The organism is Streptomyces sp. CRN 30, assembly GCF_034105845.1.
In genome coordinates this window covers 13,786-30,142 of record NZ_JAVRHI010000186.1, presented here as the reverse complement: position 1 = coordinate 30,142, position 16,357 = coordinate 13,786, and the positions used below count along the sequence as shown (strand labels likewise).

The following is a 16,357-nucleotide window of genomic DNA, read 5'->3' as shown; positions in this document are numbered from 1 at the left end:
CTACAGGGTTCCGATCCAGTTGGTGAGGAGCTGGGCACCGGCGTCGCCGGACTTCTCGGGGTGGAACTGGGTGGCCCACAGGGCGCCGTTCTCCACGGCGGCCACGAAGGGCTCGCCGTGGGTGGACCAGGTGACCTTGGGGGCGGTCATCAGGGGGTTGCGCACCTCCAGGGACCAGTCGTGGACGGCGTAGGAGTGCACGAAGTAGAAACGCGCGTCCGCGTCCAGGCCGGCGAAGGCCCGCGAGTCCTCGGGCGCCGCCACGGTGTTCCAGCCCATGTGGGGGACGATGTCGGCCTTGAGCGGGCCGACCGTGCCGGGCCACTCGTCGAGGCCCTCGGACTCCACGCCGTGCTCGATGCCGCGCGCGAAGAGGATCTGCATGCCGACGCAGATGCCCATCACCGGGCGGCCGCCGGACAGCCGGCGGCCGACGATCCAGTCGCCGCGCGCCTCCTTGAGCCCCTTCATGCAGGCGGCGAAGGCGCCGACGCCGGGGACGAGCAGTCCGTCGGCGTTCATGGCGGTGTCGAAGTCACGGGTTATCTCGACGTCGGCCCCCGCGCGCGCGAGTGCGCGTTCGGCGGAGCGGACGTTGCCGAAGCCGTAGTCGAAGACCACGACGGACTTGGTGCTCAATTCCACACCTCCAGCCGCAGGACGCCGGCGACGAGGCACATCGCGGCGCCGATGGAGAGCAGCACGATCAGGCTCTTGGGCATCTGCTGCTTGGCGAACGAGATGATCCCGCCGACCAGGAAGAGACCGACGACGATCAGGACGGTCGAGAGGCCGTTCACAGCGCGCCCTTCGTGGAGGGCAGGATGCCGGCCGCGCGGGGGTCGCGCTCGGAGGCGTAGCGCAGGGCCCGCGCGAGCGCCTTGAACTGGCACTCCACGATGTGGTGCGCGTTGCGCCCGTAGGGCACGTGCACGTGCAGCGCGACCTGGGCCTGGGCGACGAACGACTCCAGGATGTGCCGGGTCATGGTGACGTCGTACTCGCCGATCATCGGCGCCATGGTCTCGGGCTCGGTGTGCACGAGGTAGGGGCGGCCGGAGAGGTCGACGGTGACCTGGGCGAGGGACTCGTCCAGCGGGACCGTGCAGTTGCCGAAGCGGTAGATGCCCACCTTGTCGCCGAGGGCCTGCTTGAAGGCGGCGCCCAGCGCGAGCGCGGTGTCCTCGATGGTGTGGTGGGAGTCGATGTGCAGGTCGCCCTCGGTCTTCACGGTGAGGTCGAACAGACCGTGCCGGCCGAGCTGGTCGAGCATGTGGTCGTAGAAGCCGACTCCGGTGGCGATGTCGGTCTTGCCGGTGCCGTCGAGGTCGATCTCGACGAGGACCGAGGTCTCCTTGGTCACGCGCTCCACGCGTCCTACGCGGCTCATGCCGTCTGCTCCTTCTTGAGTTCACGTACCGCGTCGAGGAACGCGTCGTTCTCGGCGGGGGTTCCGGCGGTGACCCGCAGCCACCCCGGTACGCCGTTGTCCCGGACCAGCACGCCGCGGTCGAGGATCTGCCGCCACACCGCGTGGGCGTCCTCGAAGCGGCCGAACTGGACGAAGTTCGCGTCGGACGCGGTGACCTCGTAGCCGGCGGCCTCCAGCTCGGTGACGAGCCGGTCCCGTTCGGTCTTGAGCTGCTCGACGTAGCCGAGCAGCGTGTCGGTGTGCTCCAGGGCGGCCAGGGCGGTGGCCTGGGTGACGGCCGACAGGTGGTACGGCAGCCGGACCAGCTGGACGGCGTCGACGACGGCCGGGTCGGCGGCGAGGTAGCCGAGGCGCAGTCCGGCGGCGCCGAACGCCTTGGACATGGTGCGGGAGACGACCAGGTGCGGGCGGCCGTCGAGCAGCGGCAGCAGCGAGGCGCCGTGGCTGAACTCGATGTACGCCTCGTCGACCACGACCATCGACGGCTTGGCGGCCTGAGCGGCGTCGTAGAGCCGCTCGACCGTGCCGGGCGGGACGGCGGTGCCGGTGGGGTTGTTGGGGGTGGTGATGAAGACGACGTCGGGCCGGTGCTCGGCGATGGCCTTCTCGGCGGCGGGGACGTCGATACGGAAGTCCTCGTGGCGCGGCCCGGAGATCCAGCCGGTGCCGGTGGAGCGCGCGATGAGGGAGTGCATCGAGTACGAGGGCTCGAAGCCGATCGCGGTACGGCCCGGTCCGCCGAAGGTCTGGAGGAGCTGCTGGAGGACCTCGTTGGAGCCGTTGGCGGCCCAGACCTGCCCGGTGGTGACCGGGTGCCCGGCGGTCTTCGTCAGGTACTCGGCGAGCCGGGTGCGCAGCTCGACCGCGTCCCGGTCGGGGTAGCGGTTGAGGTCGCGGGCGGCCTCGCGGACCCGCTCGGCGATCCGCTCGACCAGCGGCTCGGGCAGCGGGTAGGGGTTCTCGTTGGTGTTCAGCCGTACGGGCACGTCGAGCTGGGGCGCGCCGTAGGGGGACTTGCCGCGCAGCTCCTCGCGTACGGGGAGGTCGTCGATACGGATGTCACTCACTTGCCCTCGGGTACCTTCCAGTCGAACCTCGCCTTGATCGCCGCGCCGTGCGCGGGCAGGTCCTCCGCCTCCGCCAGCGTCACCACGTGGTGCGCGACCTCGGCCAGCGCGTCCCGCGTGTAGTCGACGATGTGGATGCCGCGCAGGAAGGACTGGACGGAGAGGCCGGAGGAGTGGCAGGCGCAGCCGCCGGTGGGCAGGACGTGGTTGGAGCCGGCCGCGTAGTCGCCGAGGGAGACCGGCGCCCAGGGGCCGATGAAGACCGCGCCGGCGTTGCGGACCCGGTCGGCGACGGCGGCGGCGTCGGCGGTCTGGATCTCCAGGTGCTCGGCGCCGTAGGCGTCCACGACCTTGAGGCCCTCCTCGACGCCGTCGACGAGGACGATCGCGGACTGCTCGCCCTTGAGCGCGGGGACGATGCGGTCGTCGATGTGCTTGCTGGCGGCGACCTGCGGCTCCAGTTCCCTCTCCACCGCGTCCGCCAGCTCGGCGGAGTCGGTGACGAGGACGGCGGCGGCCAGCGGGTCGTGCTCGGCCTGGCTGATCAGGTCGGCGGCGACGTGCGCCGGGTCGGCGGTGGCGTCGGCGAGGACCGCGATCTCGGTCGGGCCGGCCTCGGCGTCGATGCCGATCTTTCCGGTGAAGTAGCGCTTGGCGGCGGCGACCCAGATGTTGCCGGGGCCGGTGACCATGTTCGCCGGAGGGCAGGACTCGGTGCCGTAGGCGAACATCGCGACGGCGGTGGCGCCGCCGGCCGCGTACACCTCGTCGACGCCGAGCAGGGCGCAGGCGGCGAGGACGGTCGGGTGCGGCAGTCCGCCGAACTCCGCCTGCGCGGGTGAGGCGAGCGCGATCGAGGGGACGCCGGCCTCCTGCGCGGGCACCACGTTCATGATCACGGAGGACGGGTAGACCGAGCGGCCGCCGGGCGCGTACAGGCCCACGCGGTCGACGGGGACCCACTTCTCGGTGACCGTGCCGCCGGGGACGACCTGGGTGGTGTGCGTCTCGCGGCGCTGCGCGCGGTGCACGAGACGGGCGCGGCGGATCGACTCCTCCAGGGCAGCGCGCACGGCCGGGTCCAGCCCGTCCAGCGCGCGTGTGAGGGCCGCCGCGGGGACCCTGACCCGCTCCAGCGTGACGCCGTCGAACCGCTCGGCGAACTCGATCAGCGCCGCGTCGCCCCGATGATGCACGTCCTCGCAGATGGGCCGCACCTTCTCCAGGGCGGCCGCGACGTCGAAGTCGGCACGGGGCAGCAGGTCGCGCAGGGCGGCCCCCGACGGAAAGTCCGTGAGGGCGTCGCCGCGCAGATCGATTCGGGAGATCACGTGGTCAATTCTCTCAGACCCGTATCGGACGCCGTCCGCGCGTATCAGTGACTGATACACGCCACCACGGATGTCAGGTACACGTTCCTGCACGCTGAGCTACATCCGGGCAAGTTTTCGTCACCATGAGTGTTCGGCCCCTCACCCGGTGGGCATGAACGGTTGTACGAGGGTGATACCCGGTCACCCAGTGGTCATCAGGGGAGGAAGTGAAGAGCCGTGACCGAGGGCGCCGGCCTCCGCGCCGCGGAGCTGCCCGACGATCTGACCGCCGCCGAGGCGGGCATGTGGCAGGCGTTCCGCAACGGCACCGTCTACGACCTCAGCAGCGGCGACGCGGCCGTCGACGATCCGCACGGCGGGGAGCCGTGGGGGCCGGAGCGCACCGTGCGGGCCCGCGTCGTGTGCTGGCTGCTGCTGGACGGCCCGCCGGCGCTCGCGGGCCGGGTGTCCGCGCTGAAGCTGGTGGGCGTCCGGATCAGGGACACGATGGACCTGGCGGGCGGCACCGTGACGCCCTACGTCGAGATGCGCCGCTGCCGCTTCGAGCGGGAGGTCGTGCTGCCGGAGACCCGCTTCACCACGCTGCGGCTGGTGGACTGCTGGGTGCCCCGGCTGGAGGCGGCCCGGCTGCACACGGAGGGCGACCTGCACCTGCCGCGCTGCCGGTTCCCGGGCGGGGTACGGCTGACCGACGCGCAGATAGGCACCGACCTGCTGCTCAGCCAGGCGGTGGTGCACCGTGACCGCAGCGGCCGGTCCATAGCCGCCGACGGGCTGTCCGTCGGGCAGGACCTCCAGGCCGAGATGCTGGAGTCGCACGGCGAGCTGAGCCTGCGCAGCGCCCAGATCGGCGTCTCCCTCAGCCTGCGCGGCGCCCGCCTGATCAACCCCCAGTCCCGCCTCGCGCTGAACGCGCCGCAGCTCACGGTCGAGCGCTCGCTGTACCTGACCCCGGCGGGCGTGGGCAGCCCGCTGCTCATGGGCACGACACCGGCCCAGGGGACCCGGGTCCAGCCGTTCGAGTGCCTCGGCGGCATCAGGCTGGACGACGGGCGGTTCGGGGACGCCCTCGACTGCGAGCAGGCGAGGTTCGTCCTCATCGAGAGCCAGGAGCTGTCCCTGCGCCGGGTCCAGACGCCGGAGCTGCGCTGGCTCGGGGAGCGGCCGGCGCTCGGCCGGGTGGTGCTCTCCGGGGCGCGGATCGTCAACCTGATGGACCGGGCGGACAGCTGGCCGGGCCCCGGCCGGCTGCACATGGGCGGCTTCACCTACGAGAACCTCGTGCCCCGGGGTCCGTTCCCGCTGGCCGAGCGGCTGGACTGGGTGGCCGCGGCGACCGCCGAGTACAACCCGGAGCCGTACGAGCTGCTCGCGGCCGTACTGAAGGCGGGCGGCGAGGACGAGGAGTCCCGGGAGGTGCTCCTCGCCAAGCAGCGCCGGCGCCGGGAGAGCCTGCCGCTGGCGGCGAAGTTCTGGGGGTACGCGCAGGACTGGACGGTGGGGTACGGGTACCGGCCGGGGCGCGCCGCGGTGTGGATGGCGGTGCTGTGGGCGGCGGGGTCGCTGGCGTTCTCCCACGCCGATCTGCCGCCCCTCAAGGGCGGCGAGCACCCTGCGTGGAACCCCGCGCTGTTCGCCCTGGACCTGCTGGTGCCCGTCATCGACCTCGGGCAGCTGGGCTACTGGCGGCTGGCGGGCGGCTGGCAGTGGCTGGCGACGGTGCTGGTCCTGCTCGGCTGGATACTGGCGACGGCGGTGGCGGCGGGGGTGACGCGGACGCTGCGGCGGAACTGAGGGCGGACCGCGCGGCGGGCCTCCGGCCGCCCCGGCCCGTGTGACTCCCGAGGAACCAGAGAAACCTTCACCTTTTACCCTCCCTTTGCCATCGTCCCTACAACTTTCCACAGGTTCGGTGAACCCCCTGGCGCCGCCGCCACCTGCGTCTTTCAATGGTCGGCACCATGGTTCGTCTACGCGCGTTCCTCCGGTCCTCGCGGCCACGAGGCACCTCCCCCCGCCCGGCCGCCGAACCCCCCGGCGGCGACGAGGTCCTTCTCGACGCACCCGACGAACGTCTCGCCCCCGCGCTGGTCGCGGCGGCCCACGGCGCGCACGGACCGGCGGCCGCGCTGCTGGCCGCCACCCGCGAGGAGGCCCGCTGGGACCACCGCGACCGCTACACGGCGCGGCTCGCCGCCTTCGCCCGGTCCCGCCCCGAGTGGCTGCGGGCCTGGCACACCGCCGCGCCCGACGACCCGGACGGCCGGCTGGTCACCGTACGGCTGGCCGTGGACCGCTGCTGGGAGTCGCCGGACCGCGCGGAACTGCTGCGGCAGATCGCCCCGCTGGTCGCGGCGGCCACCTCGGACAGCGGCGCGGACCCGGTGCCCTGGCGGATCGCGCTGGACAGCGCGCGGGGCCGGCGCGCCGGACACGCCGAGTTCGAGCGGCTGTGGGCCGAGGCGGTCCGCCGCTGCCCGCACCACTACGGCTGTCACGTCGCCGCCCTCGCCTACCTGGCCGCCGCCTCGCCGGGCGCCCACCGCGAGTGTCTGGACTTCGCCGAGACGGCCGCGCGGGACGCCCCCGGCGGCTCACCGTTGCGCGCCCTGCCGCTGCGGGCGGCGTTCCGGTACCTGACCGAGGGCGGCGCGGACGCGGTGGCGCGGGCGCGGCTGCACACCGCCGCCGACCTGGCCGTGGAGCTGTCGGCCGGGCTCCCCGCCGCCGATCCCTGGCCGGCGGAGCTGCGCAACCTGCTCGCGTACGTACTGGTCCGGCTGGAGCGCTGGCGGGACGCGGCGGAACAGCTGCGGCTGACCGGCCCGTACGCCACCTCCTTCCCCTGGGACCGGGAGGCGGACGACGCGCTCGGGCGGTTCCTCCAGGTGCGGGACGCCGTGCGCGCCGCGGCGGCCGCCGGGCCCCGGGGAACGGGCTCGGGCGGGCGCGGCTCCCGTCCCGCTCCCGGCGCCCATTAGGCTTCTGGGTCGTGACCACCGTCCGGCTTCCGCTCTTCCCCCTGAACTCCGTGCTGTTCCCGGGGCTGGTGCTTCCGCTCAACGTGTTCGAGGAGCGCTACCGCGCCATGATGCGCGAGCTGCTGAAGACCCCCGAGGAGGAGCCGCGCCGGTTCGCCGTCGTGGCGATCCGGGACGGCCACGAGGTGGCGCCCAGCCTGCCGGGGCTGCCCGACCCGACGGCGGTGCCCGAGCGCGGGGCCGCCGCGGGGTTCGGCGCCGATCCGGTCAGGGCGCTGCACAAGGTGGGCTGTGTCGCCGACGCCGCGACGGTCCGGGAGCGGGCCGACGGCACCTTCGAGGTGCTGGCGACCGGGACGACCCGGGTGCGGCTGCTCTCCGTGGACGCCTCGGGTCCGTTCCTGACGGCCGAGCTGGAACACCTCGACGAGGAGCCGGGTGACGAGGCGGGGGCGCTGGCCCAGGGCGTGCTGCGGGCGTTCCGCCAGTACCAGAAGCGGCTGGCGGGGGCGCGGGAGCGGTCGCTGACCACCGGCGCGGAGCTGCCGGACGAGCCGGGCGTGGTGTCGTACCTGGTGGCCGCCGCGATGATGCTGGACACGCCGACGAAGCAGCGCCTGCTCCAGGCGCCGGACACCGCCTCGCGCCTGCGCGACGAGCTGAGACTCCTGCGCACGGAGACGGCCGTCATCCGTACGCTGCCGTCGCTGCCGGCGTCGGACCTGACGCGCGGCCCGACCAGTCTCAACTGACGTCCGGGAGAACGTGCTCACCATGGCGAAGAAGTCGAAGAAGCAGCAGGGCGGCACGCCCGCGACGGTGGCCCTCACGGCGGCCGGGGTGCCGTTCACGGTCCACTCCTACGACCACGACCCCGCGCACCCGTCCTACGGCGAGGAGGCGGCCGAGGTGATGGGTGTCTCCCCCGACCGGGTCTTCAAGACGCTGGTGGCGGACGTCGACGGGGCACTGACGGTCGCCGTGGTCCCGGTCGCGGGCAAGCTGGACCTGAAGGCGCTGGCTTCGGCGGTGGGCGGCAAGCGCGCGGCGATGGCCGACCCGGCGCTGGCGGAGCGCACCACGGGGTACGTCCGAGGCGGCATCTCCCCGCTCGGCCAGCGCAAGCCGCTGCCGACGGTCCTGGACGACTCCGCGTCGGGACACGCCACGATCTGCGTCTCGGCGGGCCGCCGCGGCCTGGAGATCGAACTCTCCCCCGCCGACCTGGCCCGCCTCACCGGCGCGGTCCTCGCCCCGGTGGGCCGCGCCTGACCCCTCGACGCCGGTCCCCTCTTCGACTAAGCAGAGGGGACATGTCGAAGAAGACCCGCAAACGCAAGTGGCGGATCAAGAAGAGCCGCTCCAACCACGGCCGCCGCCCGGCATGAGAACGCCCCGAGTGGCAGCGCCCCGAAGGGGCGCGGGGAACTGCGCGACCAGCCACAACGGCCCCGCACGTCACGACGGAGCAGTAGGCACCTTCCCGTACCCCTCGAACCCACCCACCTCGGGGTCCCGGGGCCCGAACAACCCCGTCAGCCCCAGATGCACCACCAACCCGGCCAGCGGCCAGGCCAGCAACGCCCCCTTGGCGCCGAGCTTCAGCGGCGCCGAGAACGTCGCCCCCTTCCCCGCCTCCCGGGCGTGCGCGATCACGTCCTCCGTGGGCCCGAGCCACACCCCGAGCCGCCAGGCCAGCACCGCGCCGAGCAGCCCGCCGACGCCGAGCGCCACGACCAGTGGCACACCGCCGCGCCGGCGCAGCAGGAAGACGGCCACCGCGCTGAGCGCGCCGAAGGCGAGGGCCAGCAGCGTGAACGTTCCGTCGACGCCGACGGCCTGTTCGCCCTCCGAGTCCTTGAGGTAGACCACCCAGCTCTTGTCGACCACGTCACCGACGAGCGGCACGCTAGGCGCGAGCCACCGCCAGAGCAGGCCGAGCAGCACCCCCGAGACGGCCACCGCGACCGCGGCCACGGCGGCCTGCCGGATCTCGGTCCCCAGCCCGGGACCGTCGTCCTCGCCGTGCCCGCCGTACGCGGGGTCCACCGTGTGGGCGCCGACGGGCGGCGGCACCGGCCGGCCGCGGTGCGACGCGGAAGAATGTTCGTGGGGTGGCGGAGGGGGTGTCAGCGGTGCGGTCACCCTGCCATCGTGCCAGGCCCGCCTGTGGGGCGCGTCACCGGACGGCCGCCCGGCGATACGCCCAGGTGGCGACGGCCAGCGAGACCACGCCGACGATCCCGCACACGGCGAGGTCACCGAGGACGAAGGCCCAGTCGGGATGATCCCCGAACGTGCGCGCGAACGCCTCCACGCCGTACGTCGACGGCAGCAGGTCCCGGGCGAACCGCACCACCTCCGGCATCCGGTCGGCGGGGAGCACCCCGAGCAGCAGCGCGGCGGACATGCCGAGCTGTCCGAGGAGGGTGGCCAGCTCGGGGCGGGGCGCGAGCAGGCCGAGCGCCGCGCCGAGCCCGGCCAGCGCGGCTCCGGCCAGCGGGATCACGGCGACGAGCACCCACAGATGGGTGAGCGGCAGGCCGAACAGCACGCAGCCGAAGACCGCCGTGACCACGGTCCCCGGCACGGTGAAGGAGGCGTAGGCGCCGGCCGCGCCCAGCACCACCGCGGCCGGCGGCACCGGCAGGGTGGCGTAGTGGTCGAGTCCGCCGCTCGCGCGGAGCTGGCCGAAGTACTGGGCGAGCAGGTTCAGCGCGACGAACGCCACGACGAGCACCGCCGAACCGGCGACGACGGCCTGCGCCTCGCCGCCGCCGTCCACCACCCCGCGCATCAGGATCATGATGCCGATGGACTGGAAGGTGGCCACGAACAGCAGCGGGATGCGCGCGACCCGCGCCCGGGAGAGCTGCGCCCGGTAGACGGCCACCAGCGACGGCCACAGCCGGGCCCGGGGGCCGAGCGCGGCGGCGCCTGCGCTCCCCTGCTCCTCGGCGGCCAGGACACCGCCCGGCAGGACATCGGCGGGTACGACACTCACGTCGCGCTGCTCCTTCTCGCTCCGGCGGGCGTCCTGGTCGGTACGTACGGATCGGCGGGGCGGCGTGCTCAACGCCCTGGCGTTCAAGCCCTCACCAGCCCCTGCTGCGCGGCGCCGCCCAGCGCCAGGTACACGTCCTCCAGGCTGGGTGTGGCCAGCGTGAAGTCGTCGAGGGCGGCGAAGGCGGAGCCGCCGGTGACGGTGGCGACGACCGCGCGGGCCTCCTCGGGCGCGAGGCGCAGCGTCCAGCGGCGGCCGGACTCGGTGATGCGGTCCCGCAGGGCGGCCACCTCGGGGACGTGCAGCGGCGCGGCCTCGCGCCACACCAGGTCGACCCGCACCTCCCCGGCCACCTTCTCCTTGAGTCCGGCGGGGGTGTCGCAGGCGATCACCCGGCCGCGGTCGAGGACGGCGACCCGGTCCATGACCGTCTCCGCCTCGATGACGTTGTGGGTGACGAGCAGCACCGTCACGCCGTGCTCGGCGCGGCGCCGGTCGACGGCCGCCCACACGGCCCGGCGGGCGACGGGGTCCATGCCGGTGGTGGGCTCGTCCAGGACGAGCAGCGGGCGCTCCCCGACCAGCGCGGTGGCGAAGCAGGCCAGGCGGCGCTGTCCGCCGGAGAGCTTCTTCAGCGGGCGGGCGGCGATCGGCGCGAGGCCGAGTTCGTCGAGGACGGCGTCGCTCTCGGCGCGGGCGCGGCGGGCGTCGAGGCCGCGCAGCCGTCCGGTGGTCTCGGCGGCGAGCGAGACGGTCAGCTCGTCGAGGGCGGTGGACTCCTGGCCTAGGTAGGCGAGGATGCGCGCGGCGCGCTCGGGGTGGCGGACGATGTCGTGGCCGAGGATGCGCACGGTCCCGGAGTCGGGCCGCATCAGCCCGGTCATCTGCCGCACCAGGGTGGACTTGCCGGCGCCGTTGGGGCCGAGCAGCCCGAAGATCTCACCGCGGCCGACGTCCAGGGTCACGTCGTCGGTGGCACGCACCTCGGGGGTGCCGGGGGTGCCGCGGCGGCCGCGTACCGCCGGATAGGTCTTGGTCAGGCCCCGGACCGCGCACACTCCATCACCACCGGGCCGAGGAGGCTGTACCGCGCGCGTATTCACAAGGGACGAGACTACGGGGTCCGCGTGCCCGCACCGCGCCCGGGTCGGGCCATAAGGGTCGGTTCGTCAACGGCCCTCACTCCGCCGCGGGGCTGTGCTCCACCGTCGTGCGCACTCCGATCTCACGCCAGAAACCGGCCCGGATCGCGTACCGGTCGTGTTCGTCGATCTGGTCGTCCTTGTGGGCGAGCAGGCCGAAGCGGGCGGCGTAGCGCAGCAGCTCGCCGTCGACGCGGTGCGGGACGCGCGGGTACATGCCGGACAGCTTCTGCAGGTGGGACCGGTCGCCGAGCCGTTCCACCCAGCGGCGCGCGAAGACCTGGCCGACCTCGAAGGGGTCGCCGCCGACGGTGGTGATGTCCTCCTCCCGGTCGGCCCAGCGCTGTTCGGCGGTGGTGAGCTGGGCGAGCGTCGGCATGGAGGCGGCCTCGGCGGGCTCGGCCGCCGGGCGGTCGACCCAGCCCTTGTCGGAGGACCAGCGCAGGGTGGCGCTGGTGGGCTGCTGGGCGGTGGCTGTGGCGGGGGCACCGGGGGCGCGCAGCGCGGCCAGGTCCTTGGGGGTGGGGACGCCCTTGGCGGCCGAGCCGCGGTCCTCCGTGCCGTTGCGGGCGGCCGGGTCGGCGGCCGGGTGCGGGCCGTCCTCGACCGGGCGTTCGGCCGCGGCGGCGAGCGCGGACTCGGGGAGCGGCGCGGAGAGGATCGCGGCGATCTCCGGCCGGGGCACGGGCGGCGGCGCGCAGACCCCGGTCAGCTCCTTGGGGCGGACGGCCTTGGTGATCCAGGCGCGGTCCAGGACGCGCCGCTCGTCGGCCTCGGCGACGAGGTCCTCGGACTGGTTGTAGTCGCCGTCGGCGGCCTGTACGGCCCACAGGTGGACGGCGACGCCGTGCTCCTTGGCGGCCATCATGCCGGGCAGCAGGTCGCCGTCGCCGGTGACCAGGACGACGTCGGAGCAGGCGCGGTTGCGGGCCAGTTCGGTCAGCTCGGCGTGCATCGCGGCGTCCACGCCCTTCTGCGCCCAGCGGCCGTCGCTGCGGGTCAGGGCGCCGAGCCGGACGGTGACCCGGGGCATCACGCGCAGCCTGCGGTGTTCGGGCTGCGGTACGCGGTCGGGGGCGCCGTCGAACCAGTAGATGCGCAGCAGGGGCTGTTCGGTGTCGGCCTGCGCGCGCTCGCGCAGCCCCTGGATGAGGGCGGCGTGGTCGACGGTGATCCGGGAGCGCGAGGGTTCTCCGGCGAGGAGACTCGCGGCGGCCCCCAGCAGATACCCGGCGTCCACCAGGACGATGCAGCGGTCCACGCGATCCACCCTCTTTCCGGGAGGTTTGCTTCGGGCTTGCTTCGAGTCTGCCCGACCACGCGGGGGTTAACGGTCGGAACTCGATCTTCGGCGTGGCGTGTGCGGCCCGGACGGTCCGATGACGCCTGTCACAGACGGTAATTGTCCAACATGCGTTCTTTATCTGGCTATGTGAATCTGACAGCGGCCCTGGCCCCTAGATTCCCCCACAGGAGGCACCGTCATGGCCAAGAACAAGAACAACCGTGACCGTAAGCAGCCCCAGTCCGAGCGTACGCAGCAGACGGACCGGCCGTCCGCCGCATCCGAGGAGCAGCTCGCCCCGCCGCTGGCGACCGCCGACTCCGGTGTCCGCGGCAAGCGCCAGAAGCGCTTCGGCCACAACTGACGGCACACGGTCGAGGGGCGGGCCCGGCACCGGACCCGCCCCTCGGCCGTGTCACCGGCTCAGCCCGCCAGGCAGGCCGGGCCCAGCAGCACCTTCAGGTCGCCGAAGAGCGCCGGGTCGGGCTTGACCCGGTGCCGGTCCAGGCGCAGCACGGTGGTTCTGGTCGGGCCCTGGAGCTTGATCCGGACCTCGCTGTCGCCCCGGTGGTGGGTGAGGATCTCGCCGAGGCGGCTGACCATGGGCGGCGTGACGCGGGTGGCCGGGATGGTCAGTACCACGGGTGCGTTGGCGCCGGCGTTGGACAGGTCCGGGACCTGGAGTTCCATCGCGACCAGCCGGGGCACGTCCTCGCGCTTGTCGAGCCGGCCCTTGACGAACACGACGGCGTCCTCGACGAGTTGGGTCGACACGAGCTGGTAGGTCGCCGGGAAGAACATGCATTCCAGGGACCCGGCGAGGTCCTCGACGGTGGCGATCGCCCAGGCGTTGCCCTGCTTGGTCATCTTGCGCTGGAGGCCGGAGATGATGCCGCCGATGGTGACGACCGCGCCGTCCCCGAAGTCGCCGCCGGTCAGCTGGGAGATGCCCGCGTCCGCCTTGTCGGACAGGACGTGCTCCAGGCCGAAGAGCGGGTGGTCGGAGACGTAGAGGCCGAGCATCTCCCGCTCCTGGGCGAGGAGGTAGGTCTTGTCCCACTCCTCCTCGGCGAAGACGACGTCGAGGCCGAAGCCGGGCTCGTCGCTCTGCTCGTCGCCCATGCCGCCGAAGAGGTCGAACTGGCCCTCGGCCTCCTTGCGCTTGACCGCGACCACGTTGTCGATCATCGGTTCGTACTGCGCGGTGAGGCCCTTGCGGGTGTGGCCCATCTCGTCGAAGGCGCCGGCCTTGATCAGCGACTCCGTGGTCCGCTTGTTGCAGACGACCGCCTCGACCTTGTCGAGGTAGTCGGGGAAGGAGGCGTACTTCCCCTTCGCCTTGCGGCTCCTGATGATCGACTCCACGACGTTGGTGCCGACGTTGCGCACCGCGGAGAGGCCGAAGAGGATCACGTCGTCGCCCTGCGCGGCGAAGTTCGACATGGACTCGTTGACGTTGGGCGGCAGCACCTTGATGCCCATGCGGCGGCACTCGTTGAGGTAGACGGCCGACTTGTCCTTGTCGTCCTTGACCGAGGTGAGCAGTCCGGCCATGTACTCGGCCGGGTAGTTCGCCTTCAGGTAGGCGGTCCAGTACGAGACCAGTCCGTACGCGGCGGAGTGCGCCTTGTTGAACGCGTAGCCGGCGAAGGGGACCAGCACGTCCCACAGCGCCTGGATCGCCTCGTCGCTGAAGCCGTTCTTCCGGGCGCCGGCCTGGAAGAGGACGAAGTTCTTCGCCAGCTCGTCCGGCTTCTTCTTGCCCATCACGCGGCGCAGGATGTCGGCCTCGCCGAGCGAGTAGCCGGCGATGATCTGGGCGGCCTTCTGCACCTGCTCCTGGTAGACGATCAGGCCGTAGGTGACGTCCAGGACCTCCTTGAGCGGCTCCTCCAGCTCCTTGTGGATCGGGGTGATCTCCTGGAGGCCGTTCTTGCGCAGCGCGTAGTTGGTGTGCGAGTCCATGCCCATCGGACCCGGGCGGTACAGGGCGGAGACGGCGGAGATGTCCTCGAAGTTGTCGGGCTTCATCAGCCGCAGCAGCGAGCGCATGGGGCCGCCGTCGAACTGGAAGACGCCGAGGGTGTCGCCGCGCTGGAGCAGTTCGAAGGTCTTGGGGTCGTCCAGCGGCAGGGAGAGCAGGTCGAGGTCGACGCCCTTGTTGGACTTCACCATCTTGACGGCGTCGTCCATGATCGTGAGGTTGCGCAGGCCGAGGAAGTCCATCTTCAGCAGGCCGAGCGACTCGCACTGCGGGTAGTCCCACTGCGTGATGGTGACGCCGTCGGTGTGCCGCACCCAGATCGGGGCGTGGTCGACGATGGGCTCGCTGGACATGATCACGCCGGCGGCGTGCACGCCCATCTGCCGGACCAGGCCCTCGACGCCCTTGGCGGTGTCGATGACCTTCTTCACGTCCGGCTCGTTCTCGTACATCCCGCGGATCTCGCCCGCCTCGCTGTAGCGGGGGTGCGAGGGGTCGGTGATGCCGTTGAGGTCGATGCCCTTGCCGAGGACGTCGGCGGGCATGGCCTTGGTGAGCCGGTCGCCCATCGCGTACGGGTAGCCCAGCACGCGCGCGGAGTCCTTGATGGCGTTCTTCGCCTTGATCTTGCCGTACGTGCCGATCATGGCGACCTTGTCGGCGCCGTACTTCTCCGTCACGTACCTGATCACCTCGACGCGCCGGCGCTCGTCGAAGTCGATGTCGACGTCGGGCATGGAGACGCGCTCGGGGTTGAGGAACCGCTCGAAGATCAGGCCGTGCGGGATGGGGTCGAGGTCGGTGATGCCCATGGCGTAGGCGACGATCGAACCGGCCGCGGAGCCTCGGCCGGGGCCGACCGCGATGCCCTGGTTCTTCGCCCACATGATGAAGTCGGCGACGACGAGGAAGTACCCCGGGAACCCCATCTGGATGATGACGTCCATCTCGTACTCGACCTGCTTCTGGCGGTCCTCGGGGACGCCGCCGGGGAAGCGGCGGTCCATGCCCCGGCGCACCTCCTCCTTGAACCAGGTGACCTCGGTGAAGCCCTCGGGGATGTCGAACTTCGGCATGAGGTCGCGCTTCTCGAACATGCCGGTGGTGTCGACCATCTCCGCGACCAGCAGCGTGTTGGCGCAGCCCTCCTGCCAGGCGTCGGAGGAGTCGATGGCGTACATCTCGTCCGTGGACTTCAGGTAGTAGCCCGTGCCGTCGAACTTGAAGCGGTCGGGGTCGGAGAGGTTCTTGCCGGTCTGGATGCAGAGCAGCGCGTCGTGGGCGGTCGCCTCGTGCGCGTAGGTGTAGTGCGAGTCGTTGGTGACCAGCGGCGGGATGCCGAGCTTCTTGCCGATCTCCAGGAGGCCGTCGCGGACCCGGTGCTCGATGTCGATGCCGTGGTCCATCAGCTCCAGGAAGTACCGGTCCTTGCCGAAGATGTCCTGGTAGTCGGCGGCGGCCTTGAGTGCCTCGTCGTACTGGCCGAGGCGGAGCCGGGTCTGCAGCTCGCCGGAGGGGCAGCCCGTGGAGGCGACGATCCCCTCGGACCACTGGGAGATCGTCTCCTTGTCCATCCGGGGCCACTTCTGCAGCCAGCCCTCGGCGTAGGCGTCGGAGGAGAGCCGGAAGAGGTTGTGCAGACCGGTCTTGTTCGTCGCCCACATCGTCTTGTGGGTGTAACCGCCGGAGCCCGAGACGTCGTCCCGCTTCTGGTGCGGCTGACCCCACTGGATCTTGCGCTTGTTCCGCCGCGACTCGGGGGCGACGTACGCCTCGATCCCGATGATCGGGGTGACCCCGGCCTTCTTCGCGGTGTGGAAGAAGTCGTACGCCCCGTGCAGGTTGCCGTGGTCGGACATGGCGACGTGCGTCATGCCCATCTCGTTGCACGCGTCGAACATGTCCTTCAGCCGCGCGGCACCGTCCAGCAGGGAGTACTGGGTGTGGACGTGCAGGTGCGTGAACGGCGGCTTGGACACGTTCGGCCTCCTGGGAGAGGTGAGGGTGACGGGCGGGTGTCGGGCTGCGGACAGTCCGGGGGGTCAGCTCGGAAGTCTATGCCTCGCGAGTGACACTCCGGGGCCCTCCCCGCGTACCTTCGGGCGGGGCGCGGCGCGGGCACTCCCGC

At 72.2% G+C, this 16,357-nt stretch carries 15 protein-coding genes; 5 read left to right on the top strand and 10 right to left on the bottom strand.

Annotation, left to right across the window (positions count from 1 at the left end; translation table 11 throughout):
• From hisH to hisD, 5 genes are read right to left on the bottom strand one after another with little or no spacing between them, the layout of a single operon-like run.
• The gene (gene hisH / locus UW392_RS19135; RefSeq protein WP_320776247.1) at positions 1–645 is read right to left on the bottom strand and encodes an imidazole glycerol phosphate synthase subunit HisH; all 645 of its coding nucleotides are present in this window, start codon (positions 643–645) and stop codon (positions 1–3) included.
• The gene (locus UW392_RS19130) at positions 636–800 is read right to left on the bottom strand and encodes a hypothetical protein (RefSeq protein ID WP_320776246.1); all 165 of its coding nucleotides are present in this window, start codon (positions 798–800) and stop codon (positions 636–638) included. The genes hisH and UW392_RS19130 overlap by 10 nt, the downstream gene beginning before the upstream one ends.
• Complete coding sequence (gene hisB / locus UW392_RS19125) at positions 797–1,390, bottom strand: imidazoleglycerol-phosphate dehydratase HisB (RefSeq protein ID WP_215167901.1); 594 nt, start codon at positions 1,388–1,390, stop codon at positions 797–799. The genes UW392_RS19130 and hisB overlap by 4 nt, the downstream gene beginning before the upstream one ends.
• Complete coding sequence (locus UW392_RS19120) at positions 1,387–2,499, bottom strand: histidinol-phosphate transaminase (RefSeq protein ID WP_320776245.1); 1,113 nt, start codon at positions 2,497–2,499, stop codon at positions 1,387–1,389. Before UW392_RS19120 ends, hisB begins: the two co-directional genes overlap by 4 nt.
• A complete protein-coding gene (gene hisD, locus UW392_RS19115; RefSeq protein ID WP_320776244.1) occupies positions 2,496–3,830 on the bottom strand; it encodes a histidinol dehydrogenase in 1,335 nt (444 codons plus the stop codon). The genes UW392_RS19120 and hisD overlap by 4 nt, the downstream gene beginning before the upstream one ends.
• A 219-nt stretch (positions 3,831–4,049) precedes the next feature.
• Between hisD and UW392_RS19110 the strand changes: the two genes are divergently transcribed.
• The 4 genes from UW392_RS19110 to ybaK all read left to right on the top strand — a co-directional run bounded on the left by UW392_RS19110 (position 4,050) and on the right by ybaK (position 8,086).
• Positions 4,050–5,627 carry an oxidoreductase gene (locus tag UW392_RS19110; RefSeq protein WP_320776243.1) on the top strand — a complete coding sequence of 526 codons (1,578 nt, stop codon included), beginning with the start codon at positions 4,050–4,052 and terminating at the stop codon, positions 5,625–5,627.
• Between the two features lie 155 nt (positions 5,628–5,782).
• Positions 5,783–6,814 (top strand): hypothetical protein, encoded by a 1,032-nt coding sequence (locus UW392_RS19105; RefSeq protein ID WP_320776242.1) that lies wholly within the window; start codon positions 5,783–5,785, stop codon positions 6,812–6,814.
• Between the two features lie 11 nt (positions 6,815–6,825).
• A complete protein-coding gene (locus UW392_RS19100; protein ID WP_320776241.1) occupies positions 6,826–7,566 on the top strand; it encodes an LON peptidase substrate-binding domain-containing protein in 741 nt (246 codons plus the stop codon).
• Between the two features lie 22 nt (positions 7,567–7,588).
• Complete coding sequence (gene ybaK / locus UW392_RS19095) at positions 7,589–8,086, top strand: Cys-tRNA(Pro) deacylase (RefSeq protein WP_320776240.1); 498 nt, start codon at positions 7,589–7,591, stop codon at positions 8,084–8,086.
• Between the two features lie 186 nt (positions 8,087–8,272).
• On the opposite strand, the gene UW392_RS19090 is transcribed toward ybaK, so the two are convergent.
• The 4 genes from UW392_RS19090 to UW392_RS19075 form a co-directional block, all read right to left on the bottom strand.
• Positions 8,273–8,959 carry an AAA family ATPase gene (locus UW392_RS19090; protein ID WP_320776239.1) on the bottom strand — a complete coding sequence of 229 codons (687 nt, stop codon included), beginning with the start codon at positions 8,957–8,959 and terminating at the stop codon, positions 8,273–8,275.
• 34 nt (positions 8,960–8,993) lie between these two features.
• Positions 8,994–9,818 (bottom strand): ABC transporter permease, encoded by an 825-nt coding sequence (locus tag UW392_RS19085; RefSeq protein WP_320776238.1) that lies wholly within the window; start codon positions 9,816–9,818, stop codon positions 8,994–8,996.
• Positions 9,819–9,901: 83 nt separating this feature from the next.
• Positions 9,902–10,876, bottom strand: a complete 975-nt coding sequence (locus UW392_RS19080; protein ID WP_320776237.1) for an ABC transporter ATP-binding protein — start codon at positions 10,874–10,876, stop codon at positions 9,902–9,904.
• Between the two features lie 121 nt (positions 10,877–10,997).
• Complete coding sequence (locus tag UW392_RS19075; protein WP_320776236.1) at positions 10,998–12,221, bottom strand: NYN domain-containing protein; 1,224 nt, start codon at positions 12,219–12,221, stop codon at positions 10,998–11,000.
• A 223-nt stretch (positions 12,222–12,444) separates the two neighbouring features.
• On the opposite strand from UW392_RS19075, the gene UW392_RS19070 reads away from it, so the two are divergent.
• The gene (locus tag UW392_RS19070; RefSeq protein ID WP_320776235.1) at positions 12,445–12,609 is read left to right on the top strand and encodes a hypothetical protein; all 165 of its coding nucleotides are present in this window, start codon (positions 12,445–12,447) and stop codon (positions 12,607–12,609) included.
• Between the two features lie 59 nt (positions 12,610–12,668).
• On the opposite strand, the gene dnaE is transcribed toward UW392_RS19070, so the two are convergent.
• A complete protein-coding gene (gene dnaE / locus UW392_RS19065) occupies positions 12,669–16,208 on the bottom strand; it encodes a DNA polymerase III subunit alpha (protein WP_320776234.1) in 3,540 nt (1,179 codons plus the stop codon).
• Positions 16,209–16,357: the final 149 nt, after the last annotated feature.